Origin of the sequence: Gordonia rubripertincta (assembly GCF_038024875.1) — a bacterium.
GTDB classification, from domain to species: Bacteria; Actinomycetota; Actinomycetes; order Mycobacteriales; family Mycobacteriaceae; genus Gordonia; species Gordonia rubripertincta.
The window spans coordinates 4,634,878-4,657,343 of the sequence record NZ_CP136136.1 but is presented as its reverse complement, the minus strand read 5'-3'; the positions used below and the strand labels follow the sequence as shown (position 1 = coordinate 4,657,343).

19 protein-coding genes are annotated in these 22,466 nt (G+C 67.7%); 13 read left to right on the top strand and 6 right to left on the bottom strand.

What is annotated here, in order from left to right; all coding sequences use genetic code 11:
* The first annotated feature begins 2 nt into the window (after positions 1–2).
* The 7 genes from RVF83_RS21180 to RVF83_RS21150 are packed head-to-tail and all read left to right on the top strand — an operon-like array spanning position 3 to position 7,583.
* Positions 3–1,325 carry an MlaD family protein gene (locus RVF83_RS21180; RefSeq protein ID WP_005198852.1) on the top strand — a complete coding sequence of 441 codons (1,323 nt, stop codon included), beginning with the start codon at positions 3–5 and terminating at the stop codon, positions 1,323–1,325.
* Positions 1,322–2,356 carry an MCE family protein gene (locus tag RVF83_RS21175; protein ID WP_005198853.1) on the top strand — a complete coding sequence of 345 codons (1,035 nt, stop codon included), beginning with the start codon at positions 1,322–1,324 and terminating at the stop codon, positions 2,354–2,356. Before RVF83_RS21180 ends, RVF83_RS21175 begins: the two co-directional genes overlap by 4 nt.
* On the top strand, positions 2,353–3,342 hold the full coding sequence (locus tag RVF83_RS21170; protein WP_005198854.1) for an MCE family protein: 990 nt from the start codon (positions 2,353–2,355) through the stop codon (positions 3,340–3,342). Before RVF83_RS21175 ends, RVF83_RS21170 begins: the two co-directional genes overlap by 4 nt.
* A complete protein-coding gene (locus RVF83_RS21165; RefSeq protein ID WP_005198855.1) occupies positions 3,336–4,439 on the top strand; it encodes an MCE family protein in 1,104 nt (367 codons plus the stop codon). The genes RVF83_RS21170 and RVF83_RS21165 overlap by 7 nt, the downstream gene beginning before the upstream one ends.
* Entirely contained in the window at positions 4,436–5,593 is a 1,158-nt protein-coding gene (locus RVF83_RS21160; RefSeq protein ID WP_210735522.1) for an MlaD family protein, read from the top strand. Before RVF83_RS21165 ends, RVF83_RS21160 begins: the two co-directional genes overlap by 4 nt.
* Positions 5,590–6,762: an MlaD family protein gene (locus RVF83_RS21155; RefSeq protein WP_039880544.1), complete on the top strand. Its 1,173-nt coding sequence runs from the start codon at positions 5,590–5,592 to the stop codon at positions 6,760–6,762. Before RVF83_RS21160 ends, RVF83_RS21155 begins: the two co-directional genes overlap by 4 nt.
* A 26-nt stretch (positions 6,763–6,788) precedes the next feature.
* The gene (locus RVF83_RS21150; protein WP_005198858.1) at positions 6,789–7,583 is read left to right on the top strand and encodes a hypothetical protein; all 795 of its coding nucleotides are present in this window, start codon (positions 6,789–6,791) and stop codon (positions 7,581–7,583) included.
* Positions 7,584–7,695: 112 nt separating this feature from the next.
* On the opposite strand, the gene treY is transcribed toward RVF83_RS21150, so the two are convergent.
* From treY to RVF83_RS21130, 4 genes are all read right to left on the bottom strand, one after another.
* Complete coding sequence (gene treY / locus RVF83_RS21145; protein WP_143931907.1) at positions 7,696–10,005, bottom strand: malto-oligosyltrehalose synthase; 2,310 nt, start codon at positions 10,003–10,005, stop codon at positions 7,696–7,698.
* A 20-nt stretch (positions 10,006–10,025) separates the two neighbouring features.
* Positions 10,026–12,467: a glycogen debranching protein GlgX gene (gene glgX / locus RVF83_RS21140; RefSeq protein WP_174351893.1), complete on the bottom strand. Its 2,442-nt coding sequence runs from the start codon at positions 12,465–12,467 to the stop codon at positions 10,026–10,028.
* Positions 12,468–12,675: 208 nt separating this feature from the next.
* Positions 12,676–14,853, bottom strand: coding sequence for an acyltransferase family protein (locus RVF83_RS21135; RefSeq protein ID WP_005198862.1), 2,178 nt, complete (start codon positions 14,851–14,853; stop codon positions 12,676–12,678).
* 141 nt (positions 14,854–14,994) lie between these two features.
* Complete coding sequence (locus RVF83_RS21130; RefSeq protein WP_039880547.1) at positions 14,995–15,552, bottom strand: TetR family transcriptional regulator; 558 nt, start codon at positions 15,550–15,552, stop codon at positions 14,995–14,997.
* A 138-nt stretch (positions 15,553–15,690) separates the two neighbouring features.
* On the opposite strand from RVF83_RS21130, the gene RVF83_RS21125 reads away from it, so the two are divergent.
* The 6 genes from RVF83_RS21125 to RVF83_RS21100 are packed head-to-tail and all read left to right on the top strand — an operon-like array spanning position 15,691 to position 20,939.
* Positions 15,691–17,007, top strand: a complete 1,317-nt coding sequence (locus RVF83_RS21125; protein ID WP_005198864.1) for an adenosylmethionine--8-amino-7-oxononanoate transaminase — start codon at positions 15,691–15,693, stop codon at positions 17,005–17,007.
* Positions 17,004–18,188, top strand: coding sequence for an 8-amino-7-oxononanoate synthase (locus RVF83_RS21120; RefSeq protein ID WP_005198865.1), 1,185 nt, complete (start codon positions 17,004–17,006; stop codon positions 18,186–18,188). Before RVF83_RS21125 ends, RVF83_RS21120 begins: the two co-directional genes overlap by 4 nt.
* Complete coding sequence (gene bioD, locus RVF83_RS21115; RefSeq protein ID WP_005198866.1) at positions 18,185–18,937, top strand: dethiobiotin synthase; 753 nt, start codon at positions 18,185–18,187, stop codon at positions 18,935–18,937. Before RVF83_RS21120 ends, bioD begins: the two co-directional genes overlap by 4 nt.
* A gap of 52 nt (positions 18,938–18,989) precedes the next feature.
* Positions 18,990–20,027, top strand: coding sequence for a biotin synthase BioB (bioB, locus tag RVF83_RS21110; RefSeq protein ID WP_005198867.1), 1,038 nt, complete (start codon positions 18,990–18,992; stop codon positions 20,025–20,027).
* 49 nt (positions 20,028–20,076) lie between these two features.
* Entirely contained in the window at positions 20,077–20,316 is a 240-nt protein-coding gene (locus RVF83_RS21105) for a hypothetical protein (protein WP_005198868.1), read from the top strand.
* Positions 20,313–20,939, top strand: coding sequence for a DUF2567 domain-containing protein (locus RVF83_RS21100; RefSeq protein WP_005198869.1), 627 nt, complete (start codon positions 20,313–20,315; stop codon positions 20,937–20,939). Before RVF83_RS21105 ends, RVF83_RS21100 begins: the two co-directional genes overlap by 4 nt.
* On the opposite strand, the gene RVF83_RS21095 is transcribed toward RVF83_RS21100, so the two are convergent.
* Both RVF83_RS21095 and map read right to left on the bottom strand, forming a co-directional pair.
* Positions 20,902–21,651, bottom strand: coding sequence for an NUDIX hydrolase (locus tag RVF83_RS21095; RefSeq protein ID WP_005198870.1), 750 nt, complete (start codon positions 21,649–21,651; stop codon positions 20,902–20,904). The genes RVF83_RS21100 and RVF83_RS21095 overlap by 38 nt on opposite strands.
* A gap of 32 nt (positions 21,652–21,683) precedes the next feature.
* A complete protein-coding gene (map, locus tag RVF83_RS21090) occupies positions 21,684–22,454 on the bottom strand; it encodes a type I methionyl aminopeptidase (protein WP_005198871.1) in 771 nt (256 codons plus the stop codon).
* Between the last annotated feature and the right edge of the window lie 12 nt (positions 22,455–22,466).

The following is a 22,466-nucleotide window of genomic DNA, read 5'->3' as shown; positions in this document are numbered from 1 at the left end:
CGGTGAACATCGCGACCGACGGGCGTAACCCCTCGCTGATGCAATTCGTGCTGCGCGGCGTCGCCTTCCTCCTGGTCCTGCTGGTGATCTTCGTGCTGCTGTTCATGCGGTACCAGGGCACCTTCAGCAAAACGGTGGGTGTGACCGCCGACCTCGTCGACATCGGTGACGGCCTGACATCGGGCGCCGACGTCCGGTACAACGGCCTCATCGTCGGCTCGGTGAAGTCCATCTCGGTCGCCGATTCCGGCGACCGGGTCGACGCCGCGAAGGTGATCAAGAAGGTCGAGATCGACATCGTGCCCGCGCAGGCCGAGGGCATCCCGGCATCGGTGACGGCACGGACCGTGCCGTCGAACCTGTTCGGCGTCAACTCCGTCGAACTCGTCCGACCCGCCGAGCCGGGTACCGAACGACTGTCGTCGGGTGACTCCATCCCCGCCGACACGTCGCTCGAGACGATCAAGCTGCAGGACGCGCAGAACGAGTTGAATGCCATCCTCGACTCGGTGCCGCCGGAGGAACTCGCCCAGGTACTCGGTGTCGTCGCCGACGCCCTCAAAGGCGGCGGATCGGTGTTCGGCTCGTTCGTCGGCGTGCTGCGGACCTACTTCGACGCGATCAACGCGCAGTTCCCGCCGGGTGCACCCCCGGGATTCGACAACTTCGACGCCGCGATCAGCGGTCTCGCGGAGTCCTCGCCGGAACTGCTCGACGCCCTGGGGCGCAGCGTGATCCCGGCGGTGACCGTCGCCGAGAAGCAGCGTGACCTCGCGGCGCTGCTGTCCGGCAACCAGGGACTGCTCGACCAGCTACAGCTGATGTTCGCCCGCAACGGCAACGGCGGTCAGCGACTCGTCACCGACCTGAACCGCATGCTCGGCGCCACCGTGCTCGAACCGAACTCGTTGCCGCAGGCGATCATTGCGCTCAACAACCTCGCAGCCCGGGTGCTCACCGTCTTCACCGGGACAAACGGACACGTCCAGCTCAACATCGGCGTCAGCTTCGGTGCCTTCGTCCGCTACACCCGCCAGAACTGTCCGGTGTACGACGGCGGCCCGTACGGCACGCTGCGCGGACCCGGCTGCGTGGGGCCGGGAACAGGTACCGGACCGACGATGTCGGGTCCGCTGCAGATCTATCCGTCCGACGGCATGCGCAAGAACCGTCCGGTGGGCATGGTGACCACCGACGCCGACAAGAAGACCCTCGGTGCAGTGCTGCGCCGGGAGCCGTCGGCCGCCGACACGATCATGCTCGGACCGCTGGTCCAGTCCATCGACGCACGTGCCGGCGCCACTGATCAGGGAGGGGGACGATGAGCGCGGCCTCGGGTTCGATCCGCAAACCGTTGATCGGCTTCACGATCTTCGGGCTCGTCGCGTTGCTCGTGACGTACGTGATCTTCTCGACTCTGGAACGATCGGTGTCGGGATCGACGAACAATTACACGACGTTCTTCACCGACGCCTCGGGCCTCGCCGCCGGTGACGACGTCCGCATGGCCGGTGTCCGCGTCGGGCGCGTCGACAAGATCGAACTCGACAACGGGCGCGCGCGAGTCGAGTTCGAGGTGCAGAACGACCAGCAGGTCTTCACCAACACCCGGGCGGCGATCCGCTATCAGAACCTCATCGGTCAGCGGTATCTCAACCTGACCCTGGTCGAGGGCCGCGACAGCAACCCGCTGGCGCCCGGGTCGACGCTGGAGTTGCCGTCCGAGGACTCCTTCGACGTCACCAAGTTGCTCGCCGGTTTCCAGCCGGTGTTCGAGACCCTCGACGCCGAGCAGGTCAACGCGTTGTCGCAGGGTCTCCTCGAGGCGTTCCAGGGCAATTCGGTCTCGTTGAGCTACACCGTCGCCGAGGTGGGCCGGCTGGCCGAGGACACCGCAAACCGCGACATCGTGATCGGCGCGATCATCAACAACCTCAGTACCGTGATGCGCGACCTGTCCCGTCAGGGCGGCCAGCTCGGCACCGTGATCGAGTCGATGTCCGCTCTGATCGCGAACCTCAACTCGAACTCGGCGGCCTTCGGCAGCGCGGTCGCCGACATCGGACGCACCACAGACGGTTTCGCCGACGTCCTGAGCCGCAGCCGGGGCAGCCTCGCCGCCGCCGCGACCAACGGGCGGATCGCCACCAACACGCTCATCCAGAACGGTTCCAAGCTCGACCGGATGGCCGTCGACGCGCCGATCTTCCTCGGTCATTTCCCGCTCGTACTCGGAGAGGGTGCATACCTGAACATCTACGCCTGCGATCTCGACATCGCGATCGGTGATGTCCTGCTGCCACCGGGGATCTTCAACAAGATCGGTGGCACGAATCATTCGGTGGTGTGCCGATGAGCTGGTTCCGCAAGAAGTTCCGCAGCAACACCCGTGTCTGGTACGGCGTGATCGGGGCGGTCGTCATCGTCGCACTTCTGCTGGGCGTGACCGCGCTGGCCGGTGCGCATCTGGGGAAGAAGACGCTCACCGCCGACTTCGCCCAGGCCGGCGGGATCCGGCCGGGGGACAAGGTGCGCGTCGCCGGCATCGACGTCGGTGAGGTCACCGAAACCGAACTCGCCGGCCGCCACGTCGCGCTCACCATGAAGGTCGACACCGACGTCAAGGTGACGAAGAACGGCATGGCCGAGATCAAGATGTCGACGCTGCTCGGTCAGCGCTACGTCGATGTGTCGCTGGGCGATTCGCCCGAGGAGGCACCCGACGGCCACATCGAGCGCACCGCGGTGCCCTACGACCTGAACCGCACCATCGAAGCGGGTGCACCGATCCTGACCGGTATCGACGACCAGACCCTCTCGCAGAGCATCCGCACACTCAATCGTCAGCTCGCCGGTGTCCCCGCGATCACCGAGCCGACGTTCGAGGCCCTGACGCAGATGTCTGAGGTCATCACCAACCGCAAGGACCAGATCAATCAGTTGATCGCCGACACCAAGACGATCACCAACATCGTCAACGACAACCAGGCGCAACTGGCGGTGATCGTCGGCCAGGGACGCGACCTGACCCAGAAGATCGTGGCCCGTGAGGAGCTGGTGACACGCCTGCTCGACGGCATCGCCGAACTCACCGAACAGGCCAGTGCGGTGGCAGGGGAGAACGCCAACCAGTTCGCCCCGATCATGGCCAACCTCAACACCATCACGCAGGGGCTGGAGAAGAACCGCAACAACCTGCGCAAGCTACTGGAGATACTCCCCGTGACGGCTCGTCTGACCAACAACGTCATCGGCGACGGCCCCTACGCGAACGGTTACCTGCCCTGGGGCATCTTCCCCGACAACTGGCTGTGCCTGGCCCGGGTGGTGGACGGATGCTGAACCCGCAGAAGCTGCGTCGTTCGACGCTCCTCGTGTGCATCTCCCTGTTCGGCATCATCGGACTGTCGGGATGTTCGATGATCCCGGGCAGCTGGAAGGCAGCCTTCGGGCAGGCGATCGAGGTCACCGCGTACTTCGACAACGTCGCCGGCCTCTACGTGAGCAACGACGTCGCGGTGCTCGGCATGCCGGTCGGTCAGGTGACCGCCGTCGAGCCGCAGGGTGATCGGGTCAAGGTCACCATGACCATCGACAACGACGTGCCGGTGCCCGCCGACGCGACGGCGGCCATCGTCAACACCTCCATCGTGACCACGCGCCACGTCGAGCTGACCCCGGCCTACGAGGGCGGACCCAAGCTCGAGGACGGCTCGGTGCTCAAGGAGACGAAGGCCCCGGTCTCGGTCGGTGAACTGTTCGACGCCATCGACGGTCTCGTCGTGGGCCTGAAGGGGGAGGGCCCGGGTCCGGGACCTCTCGCGGACATGATCGACATCACCTCGGGCATCGCCACGGGCAACGGCGAGGAGATCCGTGCCGCCCTCGATCAGCTCGGCCAGGCGTCGAACGTGATCTCGGGCAACAGTGACGCGCTCGTCGACATCATCGAGACCATCGAGGGACTCACCACCACGCTGGTGGAGAACTACCCGAAGATGACGGCCTTCTCGAAGTCGGTCAACGAGGTGTCCCAGCTGCTCGGCGCGCAGTCGCCCGGTCTCGTGGCGACCATGCGCAACCTGAACCAGAGCCTGCAGAACACGACGGCGTTCCTGCAGAACAACACCAACACGATCTCGGTCTCCTTCGACCGCCTCGCCGCGCTGACCGCCAACCTGAGCGACTACTCGCGGCAGGTTGTGGAGACCATCGATGTCGGTCCGCTGCTGTTCCAGAACCTGAGCAACTCGATCTCCGCCGAGCAGGGCGCCTGGCGTGCACAGGTGCTTCTCGACAAGTCGCTCCTCGACAACGAGTTGCTCGCCGAGTTCTGCGAGGCGATCAACCTGCAGAAGGACGGCTGTCGCACCGGCAAGCTGAAGGACTTCGGTCCGGACATGGGCATCTACTCCGCGATGCTGGAGCTGACGAAATGAGAGCGGTGACAAGCGCTTCCCTGGGTCGCACGGTCGCTGAACCGACACGTGGCCGTTCCCGCATGCGACGCGGCGCGGTGACGGCGGTGCTGCTCAGTGCGCTAATGGGGCTCACCGGCTGTGGCCTGTTGCCCGGCCTCACCGTCGAGCAGATCCCGCTGCCGGCCCCCGGTGGCATCGGTGACTCCATCCGGCTGACGGCGAATTTCGACAACGCCCTGAATCTGCCGACACGCGCCAAGGTGAAGCTCAACGGCACCGACGTGGGGCAGGTCGACACCATCGTTGCGAAGGACTACTCGGCGATCGTCACCATGGACGTCAGCACGAAGACCGAACTGCCCGTGGGCACGGGTGCCGAACTCCGGCAGGCGACTCCGCTGGGCGACGTGTTCGTGGCGTTGCTGCCGCCGCCCACTGCCACGAAGGGCTTCATGGTCGATGGAGACACCCTGACCGGTCCCACCTCCGCGGCGTCGACCGTCGAGGATCTGCTCATCAGCATGAGCGGCGTGGTCGACAGCGGTTCGCTGAACTCGCTCACGGTCATCCTCACCGAACTGAGCGCGGCCGTCGCGACCAATCCGACGGACCTCAACGGTGCGATCCGTGGTCTCACGACCGGCATCCGCAAACTCAATCAGAGTTCGGCGCAGGTCGACAGGTCGCTGGAGAACACCCGAATCCTGACCGGTCAGCTGGCGGACGGCCGAGCACAGATCATGGCCTCGATCAACAAACTGGGCCCCGCGCTTCAGTCGCTGAACGGCCAGATCGGCTCCATCTTGACCTCGCTGGACAAGGCCCAGCAGGTGACCGCGGCGACCAATGACTTCCTGCGCACCGATCAGGACAACCTCGTGGAGATGCTCGGGCATCTGTCGACTGTGCTGGCCGGTCTGCGGCAGGCGGCCGGCCCGCTCGGGTCGCTGGCCGACAACCTGCACACGTTGACCCCCAAGTGGATCAAGTCCACGCCGGGTAGCGCGGCTGCGGTGTCGGCAAAGGTGTACTGGCTGAACCCGGGCGTCGGGTTCGACTCGGCGAGCAGGCTTCCCGAGCTCGAGGACGTCGATTCGGGCTCGGCAGCGCTCCAGCAGACGCTCACGCGGCTGCTCGCCCGACTCACCGGAACCAAGGGGTGCTGCGGATGAGCGGCGTATTCGGTTTCCTCCGCAAGCATTCCGTACTCGCCGGCAACATCGGGCTCGTCCTGGTCATGGTCGTCGGGCTCGGCTACCTGTCGCTTGGCACGTTGCGGTGGGAACCGTTGGCGGGCAAGTACAAGCTGACCATCGAGTTCCCGATCTCCGGCGGCCTGCAGGAGACCTCGGGGGTCACCCTTCGCGGGGCGCGTATCGGCGAGGTCGACACCATTCGCGTGCAGCCGGATTCGGTGACGGTGAAGGTCTCGGTCGACGACCGGTACAAGATCAACCGCAACACCCAGGTCTCCGCCCTGGGGTTGTCGGCGGCCGGCGAGCAGTACGTCGACTTCCAACCGACCACCTCGGAGGGGCCATACCTGAAGGACGGCGACGTGATCGAGGCCGGGCAGACCAAGGTCACCGTGCCGTTCTCCGATCTCCTCGAGTCCTCGCTGGAACTCATCCAGCAGATCGATCCGGCGCAACTGCGCTCGGCCGTGGACAACCTGAAGATCGCGCTGTACTCCGAGGACGGCTCCAACGATCTCGAGGTGCTGTTCGACTCGGGCGGAACGATCTTCGCCCGGCTCTACACCGCGTTGCCCGAGACGACGAAGCTGATCCAGAATGCGGGCACCATCTTCAAGACGACCGCCGACATCCAGCCCGACTTCGGGACCACGGTGTCGGGGCTGAGCGACCTGATCAACGCCGCCGCGGCCTCCGACAAGGAGCTGCGCACGCTGCTCGACCGCGGCCCGTCGCAGATGACCAGCCTCGCCGGTTCGATCAACCAGCTGACCGACCCGGTGACCGACGTGATGAAGCAGTTCCTCGACATCGCCGAGCAGGGCGCGCTGCGTGCACCGGCCCTCGCGACGCTGATGCCATCGATCCGGGATGCGAGCATCAAGAGCCTCACCATGTTCCACGACGGCGCGTGGTGGGCGTTCGGTTCGGTGTATCCGCGACCGAGCTGCAACTACCCGGTCACCCCGCGTCGGCCGACCCAAGTACTCGAGCTGACCATCCCGACCAATCTGTACTGTGTGACCGAGGATCCGAACCAGCAGATCCGTGGTTCGGCCAACGCCCCACGACCGCCGGGCGACGACACCGCAGGGCCCCCACCGGGTTACGACCCGAATGCCCGCACGGTGCCGCTCGACAAATGACGACCAGACAAGTTGCGTACCTGTAGATGACAGACCCTGAGAAGCCAGATCTCGAGAAGAACGTGTCCGACGAGGAGACCGGCACCGAGAAGGTCGGCACCGAGAAACCCGTTGCGGATGCCACTGCGACTCCGCGCGGAAAGTCGGCGCGTCGCACCGGTTCCGGTCCCATGGGACCCGAGCCTGCGACTGCACCCGAGCCGCAGCCCGCGACCGGTAAGAAGGAGTTCTCGCTGACGGTCACCGCGAGCGGGATCAAGCGCGCACTCGGTGCGTTCGTGGTCATCGCCCTGATCGCGGCTGTCGGGTTCCTCGGCTGGCGGACGTACACCTTGCAGAGCGAGGCGACCGCCTTCGCCGACGCCAAGACCGCCTCGGCGGATTTCGTCACCAAGCTGGTGACGACCCTCAACGCCGACAATGCGGGCAACTCCAAGGAACTGCTCGGTCCGCTGTCGACCGGGGAGCTGCGCAAGCGTCTCGAGCAGGAGCGCGCCGACACCGAGCAGAATGTCGAGGCCCTCAAGATCGAGGTGTCCTCGAAGATCAGTGTCGTCGCGGTCGAGACGGTGGAGACCGACTCCGCCAAGACGGTCGTGATGGCCGAGGTGACCGGCCGAAGCGTCAAACTACCCACCGGCGGAACCAGTCTCATGGTGTTCCGGCTCGACCTGGACAAGGAGGACGGCAAGTGGCTGGTCTCCGAGGTCGACGGCCCGCCCGGTAGTCCCAGCGGCCAGATCGACCCGTCGCAGTCGCTGCCGGGTGCCGGTGGCGCACCCGCGCCGCAGCCGAGTTCCGCACCGGCGCCGGCAGGCTAGTCGGCCGCTTCGCCTGTCGGCGCCGCGACCCTCCGCTCCTTCAGGTGCGAGGAGCGTAAGCGGCCGGCCACGACGGGCCGGTGAGCCGAATGCATCGGCCGTCCAACGACCTTCAGTGATCAGAGACGAGTATCGCCACCGGATGGTCGGCGCGCACGGTGTGCAGATCGACCGTCGAGTCGTAGACCGCGCCGCTCCGGACATCACGCCAGCGAGCGCCGCGCGGTAGCCCGACAACGGTGCCGGCCGCCGATTCGGGTTTGAGGCTGTGGGTGAACCGCGCGGTGACCACGACGACCTCGGGGACGCCGGCGGGGCCGCGGCTGAAGGCGACGGCGTGATCGGAGGCCGGGCCGTCGACCGGCAGGCGGTCGTACGTGGCCGACGCACCGAAGGCCTCCGGGTGCGCGGCGCGGACCTCGAGCGCGGTACGAACGAGCTCGGCCTTCGGATGCTCCAGAGTCCGACCGAAATCCACCGGCCGCCGGTTGTCCGGGTCGACGAGCGAGTCCTCCCACCATTCGGTGCCCTGATAGATGTCCGGGACGCCGGGTCCGAGGATGGCGATCGCCTTGCGCGCGAGGGCTTCCTGCTGAAAGGCCGGGGTGGTCCGGTCGACCAGTTCGCGAACCGCGGTCGCGATCGGCTCGGTGGTGACCTGCTCGATCCAGTGCTCGATCGCGTCTTCGAACTTCTCGTCGACCTCGGTCCACGTGGTCCTGAGTCCGGCCTCGCGGCAGGCTTTGCGCGCGTATTCGACGATGCGGGCACGCAGTTCACCGGTGGCCTCTCCGTCGACCGGCCACACGCCGAAGATGTTCTGCAACAGGAAGTAGCACGCCAGATTGTCCGGGATGTCGGTCCCCAGCCAGACGCGTTCGATCAGCAGCGACCACCGTTCGGGAACCTGGGAGAGCACGGCGATCCGGGCGCGGACGTCCTCGCCCCGCTTCGTGTCGTGCGTCGATGTCGCGGTCATCGCCAGCGGCCACCGGTGGGCGCGTTCGGTGTTGTGGTCGTGGAATTCGTTGAGCGACACCGCCGGGTTCGCCGGATCGCCGCCCACCTCCTGCGCCGACACCAGTCGGGCCGTGCGGTAGAAGAGGCTGTCCTCGACGGACTTCGCGGTCACCGCACCACAGGTCTGCGCCAGGCGTGAGGTCGCGGCACCAGCACTCCGGGTGGCGCGCATGATGGCGTCGAGTGCTCGTGTCAGAGAAGGGTTCTCGGTGGCGATTCGCACCGCGGTCGTCTCCAGGCGAGGTCGCAGGGACGGATAGTCGGCGCGGTAGACACCGAGGCCGGCGATGAGTTCGGCGCAGGCGTCGGCGATCGCGTCGGAGTCGGCGGCCGGGTCGGAATGGGTGATCGCGCGGACGAGCCGGCGGAGCTCGGTGGGGAAGGACTCGCGCAGCGTCGTCAGCTTGCGCTGGTGCTCCACCGACGCGAACCATTGCGCGTCGCCGGTCTCGCCGGTGATGTGCTCGTTGAGTTCGGTGAGCTGCACGACGCCCGACGGTGCGACGAACAGTCCGTCGATGATCCGCATCTGGTCGTAACCGGTGGTGCCCTCGACGGGCAGCGTCGGTTCGAGGGGCTCGTCCGGCGCGAGGATCTTCTCGATGTAGATCAGCCGCTCGTCGCCGACGTCGGCGCGGAGAGTGCGCAGGTACTGCTGGGGATCCCAGAGCCCGTCCGGATGATCGACGCGCACACCGTCGACGAGATCCTCGGCGAAGAGCTCCCGCAACCATTCGTGGGTGGCCTCGTAGACCGTGGAGTCCTCCTGCCGGAGGCCGGCGAGCTCGTTGACGGTGAAGAACCGGCGGTACCCGATCAGTCCGCTGTTCCACGGCACCAGCTTGTAGTGCTGGCGCGCATGGACTTCCGCGGCGCTCCCGTCGCCGGTTCCGGGGGCGATCGGGAAGGCGTGGTCGTAGTACCGCAGGTTGCCCTGCTCGTCGATCTCGAGCGGGCTCAGGTCTCCGTCGGCGGCGACGACCGGTAGTGCGATCTTGCCCCCGGCGCCGTTGTCCTCGCTGAGGTCGACGTCGAAGTACGAGGCGTAGGCCGACCGGGCGCCATGGCGCAACAGGTCCGCGAACCACGGGTTGGCGAGCGCGTCGGCCACCCCGGTGTGGTTGGGGACGATGTCGATGATGAGGCCGAGGCCGCGTTCGGAGGCCGCCTTACGGAGTTCACGGAGACCGTCGATGCCACCGAGGACGTCGGACACGGCGGGCGGCGGGACCCAGTCGTAACCGTGGGTCGACCCGGTTGCGGCCGTGCCGATGGGAGACAGGTAGACGTGACTGACCCCGAGGTCGACGAGGTGATCAAGGGTCGCGGTGACGTCGGCGAACCCGAAGTCGCCGTTCAGTTGGAATCGGTAGGTGGCCCGTGGTGTCGGACGAGTGCTCATCGTGTCTGTGCCCGCCGGTCTCAGGACGTCGCCCGCAGCACGAGCACCGACCGACCGCCCACCGTCACCGAATGACCGGATGCGGCAGTCAGATCCGAGTCGCCGGTCGGATGGGTCGTGTCGAGTTCGCCGACCCACTCGGAGCCGTACTGCTCCGGCGGCAGATGGAAGTCGATGGGCTCGTAGTGGGCGTTGAAGCAGATGAAGAACGAGTCGTCGACGACCCACTCGCCGCGCTCGTCCTTCTCTCCGAGTCCCTTCCCGTTGAAGAACACCGCGAGGCTCTTGCCGAATCCGCTGTCCCAGTCCTCGGACGTCATCTCCACGCCGGCGGGGGTGAGCCACGCGATGTCTCGGGCCTGATCGCCCCATCGGATCGGTTTGCCGCCGAAGAAGCGTCGACGGCGGAACACCGGATGGGCGGTGCGCAGCGCGATGGCCTTGCGGGTGAACTCCAGGAGGTCGGCGTTCTCCTCGGCGAGAGACCAGTCCACCCAGGACAATTCGGAGTCCTGGCAGTACACGTTGTTGTTGCCCTGCTGGGTGCGTCCGATCTCGTCACCATGGGCCAGCATCGGCGTGCCCTGCGACAAGAACAGCGTCGCCAGGATGTTGCGCTGCTGCCGGGCACGCAGGGCGTTGATCTCGGGATCGTCGGTCGGACCCTCGACGCCACAGTTCCAGGACCGGTTGTGGCTCTCGCCGTCGCGGTTGTCCTCGCCGTTGGCCTCGTTGTGCTTCTCGTTGTACGACACCAGGTCACGCAGCGTGAAACCGTCGTGGGCGATCACGAAGTTGATGCTCGCGAGCGGGCGGCGACCGGTCGCCTCGTACAGGTCCGACGACCCGGTGAGTCGGGAGGCGAACTCGCCCAGCGTCGACGGTTCGCCACGCCAGTAGTCGCGCACGGTGTCGCGGTACTTCCCGTTCCACTCGGTCCACAACGGCGGGAAGTTGCCTACCTGATAACCACCCTCGCCGATGTCCCACGGCTCGGCGATCAGCTTCACCTGGCTCACCACCGGATCCTGTTGCACCAGATCGAAGAACGCCGAGAGTCGGTCGACGTCGTGGAGTTCGCGGGCCAGCGTCGAGGCGAGATCGAAGCGGAAACCGTCGACGTGCATCTCCAGGATCCAGTAGCGCAGCGAGTCCATGATGAGCTGCAACGTGTGCGGATGCCGTCCGTTGAGGCTGTTGCCGGTACCCGTGTAGTCCATGTACATCTCGGGGTTGTCGTCCACGAGACGGTAGTAGGCGGCGTTGTCGATCCCGCGGAAAGACACCGTCGGACCGAGGTGGTTGCCCTCGGCGGTGTGGTTGTAGACCACATCGAGGATGACCTCGATGCCGGCGTTGTGGAACTCGCGCACCATCGCCTTGAACTCGGTCACTGCGCTCGCGGGTTGGTCGGGGTTCGACGAGTACTCGATGTGCGGGGCGAGGAACCCGAAGGTGTTGTAACCCCAGTAGTTTCGCAGGCCCTGATCCCGGAGGGTGAAGTCCTGCATGAACTGGTGCACCGGCATCAGTTCGATCGCGGTGATCCCCAGAGACTTGAGATGGTCGATGATCACCGGATGGCAGAGTCCCGCGTAGGTGCCGCGCAGGCTCTCGGGCACACCGGGATGGGTGGCGGTCATGCCCTTGACGTGGGCTTCGTAGATGACCGTCTGGTGGTAGGGACGGTTGGGCGACCGGTCGTTCTGCCAGTCGAAGTACGGGTTGATGACCACCGAGACCATCGTGTGCCCCAGCGAGTCGAGCCCGGGCATCGGATACTCGGGCGCGGGATCGATCTCCGGAAGCGGCTCGAGCTCAACCGATTCCGCATCATCACTGGCTTTAGTGGCCTCAGCGGTTCCGGTGACCCCGCGGTCGGCAGCAGTGCCCTCGTCTGCATCGCCCTCGGGTTCGGTGTCGCCGGCTTCGGTGTCCACCTCATCGGCATCGGTGTCCCCGGGGGCGGCCTCGTTCTCCGGATCGCCGCCCGCCGCATCACCGGTGTCCGCCGCAGGTCCCTCGCCGTGGTCCCCGGCAGAGTCCTCCGCGTCGTCGGGTGTCGGCAGCGGGTAGGAGAACAGTGAGGGGTCGCCGTCGAAATCGCCGTGGAAAGCCTTGCCGTACGGGTCGAGAAGCAGCTTGCTCGGGTCGCATCGCAGTCCGCGGGCAGGATCGTAGGGGCCGTACACGCGGAAGCCGTAGAACTGTCCCGGGACCACGTTCGGCAGGTAGCAGTGCCAGCAGTAGCCGTCGACCTCTTCGAGCCGGATACGCCGTTCCTTGCCGTCCCGGTCGATGAGGCACAGCTCGACGGCCTCGGCGACCTCGGAGAACAGCGAGAAGTTCGTTCCCGCACCGTCGTAGGTCGCTCCGAGCGGGTACGGGGTTCCCGGCCACACCGGGATGGGTGCGGGTTCGGGTTCGACGAGCGCATCGACCTGGACCGGGTCGTCCGGCATGGGGACCGGCGGGGTGTCGGTCGTGCTCGGGTCCGGTTGTTCACCCTCGGTCGGCGAATCGGTACTGCCCACCTGTGGAGACGACGTCATGGGTCGACCCTAGTCGTGTTGGGTCAGGCGGTCATCTCGGAGACCGATCATCCGCCCGAAACGGTCAGTCGGCGGAGCTGCCTGTACAGGAGGTCGGAAAGGCTGCGAAAGACGCAGGTCACGGTACCTGCGGGCCGGTCCAGGGCAATTGGGCCTCCATCTGCCGGCCGAGCTCGTCGGTCAGACTGCGGACAAACGTCGCCGAGAGGTGATGTGGGTCCTTGTAGACGGTGATGTTGCCGACGATCGCGGGGCAGAAGTCGTCGGTGCAGATACCCCGCGACATGTCCAGCGGGTGGAAGTCCGGGCGGGTGGCGGCGAGCTCGAGCGCCGGGTCCTCGGGGGCGAGGACGGCGGCACGGCGCGAACCGCAGCTCTCCGCGTCGCCGCCGTCGGCGAGGCAGATGGGTGTGTCGATGGTGCCCTTGCCGTTCTTCGGCCACGGCGTGTCCCGCATGCCGAACACCGGGACGCCGGCGTCGAGGAAGCGATCGAAGATCGGGGTGTAGTCCGGCGGCACCCAGTCGCCGGGCTGATAGTCGCGCGGGCGGGTCGAATTGGTGAACACCGCGTCGGGCTTGTCGGCGATGACCTGTTCGATGACCCGCTGACCCCAGTCGTAGCACTCGGGGTAGGGGACGCCGCGCTGCTTGGGGACCTGGTTGGTCGACAGCGGGCACCCCATCTTCAGGTAGGTCTTGACCTTGAACCCGTTGCGTTTGCCGAGGGTGTCGAGTGCGGAGATCCACATCTCCGCATGCGATCCGCCGGCCAGCGCGATCGTGCGGGTCGCGTTCGGATCGCCGTACTCACCGATGTGAATCTCGTTGTCGGTGAAGTCGCTCATGTATCCGTCGGTGGAGGTCTCCGGGTAGTCCTGGATCACTTCCAGCGCCGACGGCTGAGGATCGAGCGCGGGGACCGGCCAGTTGTCGAGCAGGGCACGCGCACCCGGGTACGACCGCGGGTCGAGGTTCTTGGTGTCGACGACGATGTTGTCGACGTGGTTCTCCCACACCTTGATGCCGACTCCCGCGACCACACTGCCGAGCAGCAGGATCGCCGTCACCACCGCGGTGTAGGACAGCCCGCGGGACCGGCCCTCGCGGTTCCCCCGGGCGAGGGCCACCCGGTCACCGCCGCGGAGCGGGTCCTCGATGTAGCGCTTGGTGAGCCAGGCGAGACCGATCGACACCCCGAGGATGCCGACTCCTTCGAGGAAGTTCGCGTGATTCTTGTCTCGCCAGGTCAGGTAGAAGATCAGCAGCGGCCAGTGCCACAGATACAGCGCGTAGGCGATGGTGCCCAGCCACACCGGCCAGGTACTCGCCAGCATGCGGTTGGCGGCCGGCATCTGGTCCGGCGCGACGTGCGAACCGTGCGGCGCCTTCTGCAGTGCGGTCGCGCCCGCCCAGATGATGAGGAGTGTCGCACCGACGGGGACGAGTGCCATCGGGCCCGGGTACTCGTCGACACCGTCGATCCACCAGCCGCAGCTGATGATGAGCGCGAGCGCTCCGGCAGTGGCCAGGTTGCGCACCCAGTTGGGCACGCGCAGGCTCGGCAGCCAGATCGCGAGCAGGCCGCCGACCAGCGGCTCCCACAGTCGCGAGATCGTCGAGTAGTAGTTGTACGGCTGGTTGATCGCCATGCCGCGGTGAGCCCACCAGAACGACCCCAGGGCGACGACGAGGACCGCGGCGAAGACCAGGACCCGGATGACGCGCGGATCTGCGAACGGGCGGGCGGCCTTGGCCAGCAGCTTCAGGACTCCGGCGAACGCCATGGCGACGATCAGGGTCAGCAGGAAGAACTGTCCCTGCATCGACATCGACCAGATGTGCTGCAGGGGACTGTTGGCCGAACTCGCGGCCAGGTAGTCCTGGGAGTTCAGTGCCAGGTACCAGTTCTGGTAGTACAGGGCGCTGGCCACGACCTCGTTACCGATGTTGGCCCAGCGGGTCTGCGGCAGGACCACGACGGTGAGCACTGTGGCCGCGAGCAACACGGTGATCAGGGCGGGTAGGAGTCGCTTCAGCAGTCGTTTCAGCCGCGGCCACGGGTTGAGGGTGTCGCGGAAGGTGACGTTCGGCTTCTGTGCGTAGATCGCGTGCCGGAGGAGTGAACCGAGAAAGAAATATCCCGACAGGGTGAGAAAGACGTCGACGCCGCCGGAGACTTTCCCGAACCACACGTGGAAGCAGGCCACGAGGGTGATCGCGATGCCGCGCAGACCGTCGAGGTCGGTGCGGTAGGCGGGGGTCGTCGGCGTCGAGGGGGCCGACTCCGGCGCCACTACTCGAGTCGTCGATGCCACAGAGAAGTCTTTCGGGTCGGGAACGGTTTCGGCCGGGTAGCAATGTACCCGCAGAAGCTGTGAATTCCTGAGCCGCGGCGGTTGCGACACCCGGTCGACTTGGTCACGGGTCTTGGGAGATCAGCGACGCGCCCGGGTGCGGGCCCCGTCGAGGATGATCGTCAGCCCGTCGACGAACTCGCCGGTGAAGTCGCGGCCCGACGGTTCGATGACGCCGAGACGTTCCATCTGCGCACGGGTCTGTTCCTCGATGGTCAGGCCGATAACCAGCTGACAGATCGCGACGCTGACGGCCTCCGCGTCGCGCAGCGAGAGCCCGCCGGCATGTCCGGCCGCGACGATGTCGGCGGCGATGGCCTTGGTGGACAGTCCGCTGGCCCAGCTCGAGGACACGACTTCGGCGCTGTCGGGCACCTCGAGCAGGGCCGCGCGCATGCCGGTGGCGAGTAGGCGGAGCCGCTCGTCCCACGCCAGGTCGGCGGCCGGGATCGTGACCGCGCCCAGGATGTCGTCGGCCAGAGCGGCCAGCAGGGTCTGTTTGTTGGGGAAATGCCAGTACAGGGCGTTGGGGCGGACCCCGAGTTCGGTGGCGAGCCGGCGCATCGACAGGTCGGCCAGGCTGTGCTCGCGCAGGATGTCGCGGGCAGCGCGGAGGACGTCGGTGCGGGTGTTGCTCACGCGGTCAGCGTAGTGACCCCGGTCGGAGCAGCCCACGCGAGCTACCTGTACACCGTCCAGGCATTCCCTGTACGGTGTTCAGGAATCCTGGACGGTGTCCAGGCGATCCGGGGGAGAGAGAATCAGGAGGAGCGCGCCGTGGACCAGGCCGAGATCAGCCGTGTCGACGCCGAGCACATCTGGCATCCCTACGGGGCGCTGCCCGCGACGACCCGACCGCTGGTGGTCACCTCGGCGTCGGGGGTTCACCTCGAACTCGCCGACGGACGAACCGTGGTCGACGGCATGAGTTCGTGGTGGGCCGCGATCCACGGCTACCGGCACCCGCGCCTCGACGCCGCGGCCGCCGTCCAGATGGGCCGGATGTCGCACGTGATGTTCGGGGGACTCACCCACGAACCGGCCGCGCGGCTCGCCCAACTCCTTGTCGAACTCACCCCCGAGCCACTGCAGAAGGTGTTCTTCTGCGACTCGGGATCGGTCGCGGTCGAGGTCGCGGCCAAGATGGCCTTGCAGTACTGGCGCAGCCGCGGGGAGTCGCGGCGCACCCGGTTGCTGACCTGGCGCGGCGGCTACCACGGCGACACCTTCACGCCGATGAGCGTCTGTGATCCCGACGGCGGAATGCACTCGATGTGGTCGGCGGTCCTCACGCAGCAGGTCTTCGTCGACGCGCCCCCGGCCGACTTCCGCCCGGAATACGTGACCACGCTGGAGGCCGCGGTCCGGGAGCACCGCGACGAACTCGCCGCCGTCATCGTCGAGCCTGTCGTCCAGGGTGCCGGCGGTATGCGCTTCCACGATCCTGCATATCTGTCCGCCCTGCGCGACATCTGCGACCGTCACGGCGTCCTGCTGATCTTCGACGAGATCGCCACCGGATTCGGCCGTACCGGAACACTCTTCGCCGCCGATGCCGCACACGTCGCCCCCGACATCATGTGCGTCGGCAAGGCGCTCACCGGCGGGTACATGACGCTCGCCGCAACGCTCTGCACGTCCCATCTCGCCGAGGTCATCAGCGCGGGGGAGGCCGGCGGACTCGCCCACGGCCCGACCTTCATGGCCAACCCGCTCGCCTGCGCGGTCGCTGTCGCGGCCATCGAGCTGCTGCTCGAAACCCCGTGGGCCGAGCGCGTGGCGGAGATCGGAGCGGGTCTCGCCGAGGGGCTGACGCCGTTGCGGGACCTCGACGGCGTCGTCGACGTCCGGGTGCACGGTGCGATCGGTGTGGTCGAACTCGACCGTCCCGTCGACATGTCGGCGGCGACCGCGGCTGCAATGGACGCCGGCGCGTGGCTGCGGCCCTTCCGCAACCTCGTCTACACGATGCCACCGTTCATCTGCACCCCCGACGACGTCGCGACGATCGTCCGCGGGATCTCCGCGGCCGTGCGTGCCACGCTCGGCGAAACATCCTCTGCATTTTCCGAACTCGTGGCGGCGCGATCATGACCATCGCCGCGGGACAGCCGGTGGCCGGCCAGGATGTCACCTCGGGTGCGGTCGGACTCGCCTGGCTCGCCCGTGCCGCACGCGATCGTGCCGAGGCCGGCCTGCATCGCGAGCCGCATGTCCGACGAGCCGGTGCCGACGCCGTCAATCTCGGCTCGAACGACTACCTCGGACTGTCGACGCACCCCGACGTCATCGCCGGTGCGCAGGCCGCGGCCGCGCAGTGGGGTGGCGGATCGACGGCGTCGAGGCTCGTCGTCGGCACCACCCAGGCCCATGTCGACCTCGAGAACGAACTGGCCGACTTCCTGGGTTTCCCTGCCGCACTGGCCTTTTCGTCTGGCTACCTCGCCAACGTGGGTGCGGTGACCGCACTCGCCGGACGCGGCGATCTGATTGTCAGTGACACCGGGTCGCATGCGTCGCTGATCGATGGCTGCCGGCTGTCCCGGGCGCGCGTGGTCGTCGTCGACCGCGGCGATCACGAGGCCGTGCGGGCCGCCCTTGCCGAGCGCACCGAGGAGCGGGCGCTCGTCGTCACCGATTCGGTGTACAGCATCGACGGTGAGCCCGCGCCCGTTGCCGACTTGTATGCCGCGGCCCGCGCGCACGGCGCGGTGTTGCTCGTCGACGAGGCCCACGCCGTCGGCGTCCGTGGCCCAGGTGGGCGCGGACTCGTTGCCGAGCAGGGACTTTCCGGCGCGCCCGATCTGGTGGTCACCACGGTGCTGTCGAAGTCTTTAGGGGCGCAGGGCGGGGTGGTCCTCGGACCGGAGATCCTGAGGTCGCACCTGATCGACTGCGCGCGCCCCTTCATCTTCGACACCGGACTCAATCCGGCAGCGGTCGGCGCCGCGCGTGCCGCATTGCGGATACTGCGTGCCGACCCGGCGCTGCCGGACCGGTTGCGCGACAATGCCCGTCATCTGGCACGCGCCTGCGGCGTCGACGAGCCTGCCGCCGCGGTGATCTCGATCATCGTCGGTGATCCGCAGCGTGCCGTCGACGCGGCCGCGGCCTGCCGTGACCGCGGAGTCCTGGTCGGGTGCTTCCGCCCACCGTCGGTCCCGCCGGGCACGTCCCGCCTGCGGATCACGGTCCGCGCCGACCTCGACGCCGCGACCCTCGACCACGTCGCCGAGGTCGTCGACGCCGCGCTCCGCGAGGTGGGTGCCCGATGAGCGCGCCGGCGCCAGCTACCCGCGGTCGCGTGTTCGCCGTCACCGGCACCTCGACCGACGTCGGCAAGACGGTGGCAACGGCGGCCCTCGCGGCTGCGGGCCACGGGGGGAGTGTTGCCGTCTGCAAACCCGTCCAAACCGGTGTCGCCCCAGCCGAACCCGGCGACCTCGCCGAGGTCTCACGCCTCGCCGGGGACGTGACCACGGTCGAGTCCTACCGCTACCCGGAGCCGCTCGCCCCGGACACCGCGGCGCGGCGTGCGGGGATGCCGTTCGCCGATCCGGCCGTCATCGTGCGCGCGGTCGACGACCTCGCGGCCACCCATGACCTCACGCTCGTCGAGGGCGCGGGCGGTGTGCTGGTGCGGTTGGGGGAGTCCGCCACGCTCCTCGACGTCGCCGCCCAGACCCTGGCGCCCGGCACCGACGACGGCGTCGTCATCGTCGTGGCTCCCGGCCTCGGTGCTCTCAACCACGCCGAGTTGACCGTGGATGCGGTTCGCGCACGGGGGCTTCGGCCCGCCGGCCTCGTGATCGGTTGGTGGCCAGAGGAGCCCGACCTCGCGATGCGCTGCAATCGATCCGATCTGCCGCGGGTCACCGGTGTTCCGGTGGTGGGCGTGCTGCCCGCCGGGGCCGCCGGCCTCGAGCCCGCGGAGTTCCGTCGAACCGCCCCGTCGTGGTTCGACCCCGACTGGGTCGCCGCATCTCTCACCGGCCATCCGACCTCGCTCGCCCAGACCTCATAGCCCGATTCAGCCCGCCCGAACCAGATCAGTTCCAGTACAAGGAGTTCAGCCCGTGACCCAGGCAACCGTCGATACGACCCGCGGCGCACAGACGTCCGACGACATCCTCGCCATCGCCCGCGAACAGGTGCTCGGGCGCGGCGAACCGCTCGACCGTGAGCAGGTCCTGGCCGTGCTGCGCCTGGACGACGATCGCCTGACCGAGCTGCTGCAGCTCGCCCACGACGTGCGCATGAAGTGGTGCGGACCGGAGGTCGAGGTCGAGGGCATCATCTCGCTGAAGACCGGGGGCTGCCCCGAGGACTGTCACTTCTGCTCGCAATCGGGCCTTTTCGCGTCACCGGTGCGCAGCGCCTGGATCGACATCCCGTCGCTGGTGGAGGCCGCCAAGCAGACCGCGAAGACCGGTGCGACCGAGTTCTGCATCGTCGCCGCCGTCCGTGGCCCCGACAAGCGCCTGTTGAGCCAGGTCGCCGCCGGTATCGAGGCCATCCGCAACGAGGTCGACATCCAGATCGCCTGCAGCCTCGGCATGCTCACCCAGGAGCAGGTCGACCAGCTCCGCGACATGGGCGTGCACCGCTACAACCACAACCTCGAGACCGCGCGCAGTCACTTCCCGAACGTCGTCACCACCCACACCTGGGAGGAGCGCTGGGACACGCTGCGCATGGTGCGCGAGGCCGGCATGGAGGTGTGCTGCGGCGGCATCCTCGGCATGGGGGAGAGCCTGGAGCAGCGCGCCGAGTTCGCCGCCGATCTGGCCGCTCTCGAGCCCGACGAGGTGCCGCTGAACTTCCTCAACCCCCGTCCGGGTACGCCCTTCGGTGATCTGGACGTGCTGCCGGCGTCGGAGGCACTGAAGTCGGTGGCCGCGTTCCGTCTCGCCCTGCCGCGCACCATCCTGCGCTTCGCCGGCGGCCGCGAGATCACCCTGGGCGACCTCGGCGCCAAGCAGGGCATTCTCGGCGGCATCAACGCGGTCATCGTCGGCAATTACCTGACGACGCTCGGCCGGCCCGCAGAGGACGACCTCGACCTCCTCAGCGACCTGTCGATGCCGATCAAGTCGCTCAACGACACGATCTGACATCTCCGCCACTCCCGACAATCCCAGACGATCGGTAGCGTGTTCTCTCATGATCGACACCGTCCCGGGGCCGCTCGCCGAACCGTGCAGGTTCGGCGTGTACACCGGCCTCGAACTGGAACTGCAGGCACCCGACGCCATCCCGCCTGCCGCGCGGCTGGGGCTTGAACCGCCGCGCTTCTGTGGACAGTGCGGACGCCGCATGGTCGTGCAGGTGCGCCCCGACGGCTGGAGCGCCCGGTGCTCGCGCCACGGGACGGTCGACTCGGCCGAGCTGGGTCGTCGGTGAGCGATCGGGTGTCCGGACGGCGTCCCGCCCGGTCGGTTGCGACCCTTCTCACGGTGACCGCGGCAGTGATCGTGCTCGGCGCGGTCGCCGGCGCGATCTGGGCACTGGTGACGCCGCCGACCACCGGCGTCGTCCTGAAGGGGCTGACCCGCGACGACATCTCGACCGAGTTCGGCGGGGTCGGCGCCTTCGCGCTGATCATGTTCATCTACGGCGGCGTCGCCGCACTCGTCGCGTGGGCAGCGGCGCGGCCGTGGCGCGGTGTCACCGGTTTCCTGGTCCCGGCAGTCGGCACGGTGGGCGGATCCGCGATCGGCGCTCAGTTCGGAATGTGGCTGGCGGGCTTTCGGTTCGACGACGGCATCGCCGGCCTCCCGCTGGAGTCCGTGTACCGCGTGGTGCCCGACCTCTGGCTCGACGGCGGTACTCGCGCCGGACACAGCGCGCCCTGGACGCTGCTCATCTGCGCACCGTTCGCCTTCGCGCTCATCTACCTGGTGTGCGTGTTGTCCTCACGAACGGCAGACCTCGGCGTCGGAGATCTCGATGACGACCACCCTGCCGACGATCCGACCGGATCGGACCTCACATCGGCGGACGCAGCGTCGCGAACTCATCTGTGACGCGTAATTCGTTGTCGGCGAACGCATAGAGCGCCGGCGGCCGCCCGCCGGAGCGGCCCGTCTTGCCGACGGTGCCGGTGGACACCACCACGGCGCGTCGGCTCAGGATGCGCAGCAGGTTGGTCGTGTCCACCGGGTAACCGAGTGCGGCGCAGTAGATCTCCGACAGCTCCGACATCGGGAACTGCTTTGGGGCCAGTGCGAAGGCGATGTTGGTGTAGGAGAGCTTGGCCGCCAGGCGATGCCGCGCGGTGTCGATGATCTCGGCGTGGTCGAAGGCCACCGGCGGCAACGCGTCGACGGCGAACCAGGCCGCCCCCTCGGGCAGGGTCACCGGGCTGTCCGAGCGGACGAGTCCCATGTAGGTCGACGCGATCGTGCGTACGTCGGGAACACGTCCCGGATCGGAGAAGACCGACAGTTGCTCGAGGTGGGCGATGTCGCGGACGTCCATCGTGTCGGCGACGAGTCGGCGGGCGACGACCGACAATGTCTCGTCACCGGCGACGTCGCCGCCCGGCAGCGACCAGCGACCGGATTCGGCGTCGGTGTGGGAGAGCAGGACGCACAGCGCAGGGTGAGCGTCGCTGCCGTCCGCGGAAGGCGGAGTGCGGACCTGGAAGACGACGCTGAGGACCTCGACACGCACGGTGCCGTTGGTCAACGCTGGTGAGCCGTCGGAACTGGAGGGGTCGGACCCGGCGGCTGGCATGGCGTCGATTGTATGGGTCCGCCGCCCGGTGATCAGCGAACCGGCGACGTCAACACGCGTGCCGCACCGTCGGTGACGGCGATGGTGTGTTCGCTGTGGGCACCGCGGGAGCCGTCGAACGAACGGATCGTCCAGCCGTCGGCGTCGAACTTGATGCGTTCGGTGCCGAGCGTGAACCAGGGCTCGAGCGCCAGTGTCAGTCCGGGCTGCAGTTTCATTCCGCGCCCGGCTTTGCCGATGTTCGCCACATGCGGGTCCTCGTGCATCGTGCGACCGAGGCCGTGGCCGCCGAACTCCGTGTTGACGCGGTATCCGTAGGACTTGGCGACGGCTCCGATCGCGGCGGAGATGTCGCCGAGCCGGGCGTCGGGGCGGGCGGCGTCGATGGCCGCAGCCAGGGCCTCTTCGGTCGCCTGGACGAGCCGCTGATCTTCCGGGCGGGGTGTGCCGACGATGACGCTGCGGGCGGAGTCGGCGACCCAGCCGTCGATCGAGACCGCGATGTCCATGGACAGCAGGTCGCCGTCGGCCAGGACGTAGTCGTGGGGGAGTCCGTGCAGGACCGCGTCGTTCACCGACAGACAGATGACGTTGCGGAAGGGGCCGCGCCCGAACGAGGGCGAGTAGTCCCAGTAGCAGGACTTCGCGCCGCGCTCGGTGATGAGGTCGCGGGCGCGCTGCTCGAGGTCGAGGAGATTGACGCCGACGTCGGCCCGTTCCGCGAGGTCGGCGAGCAGATCCGCGATGAACGCCCCGGTCACCCCCATGGCGTCGACCTCGGACGGTGACTTCAGCTCGACCATTCTCGTTCCCCT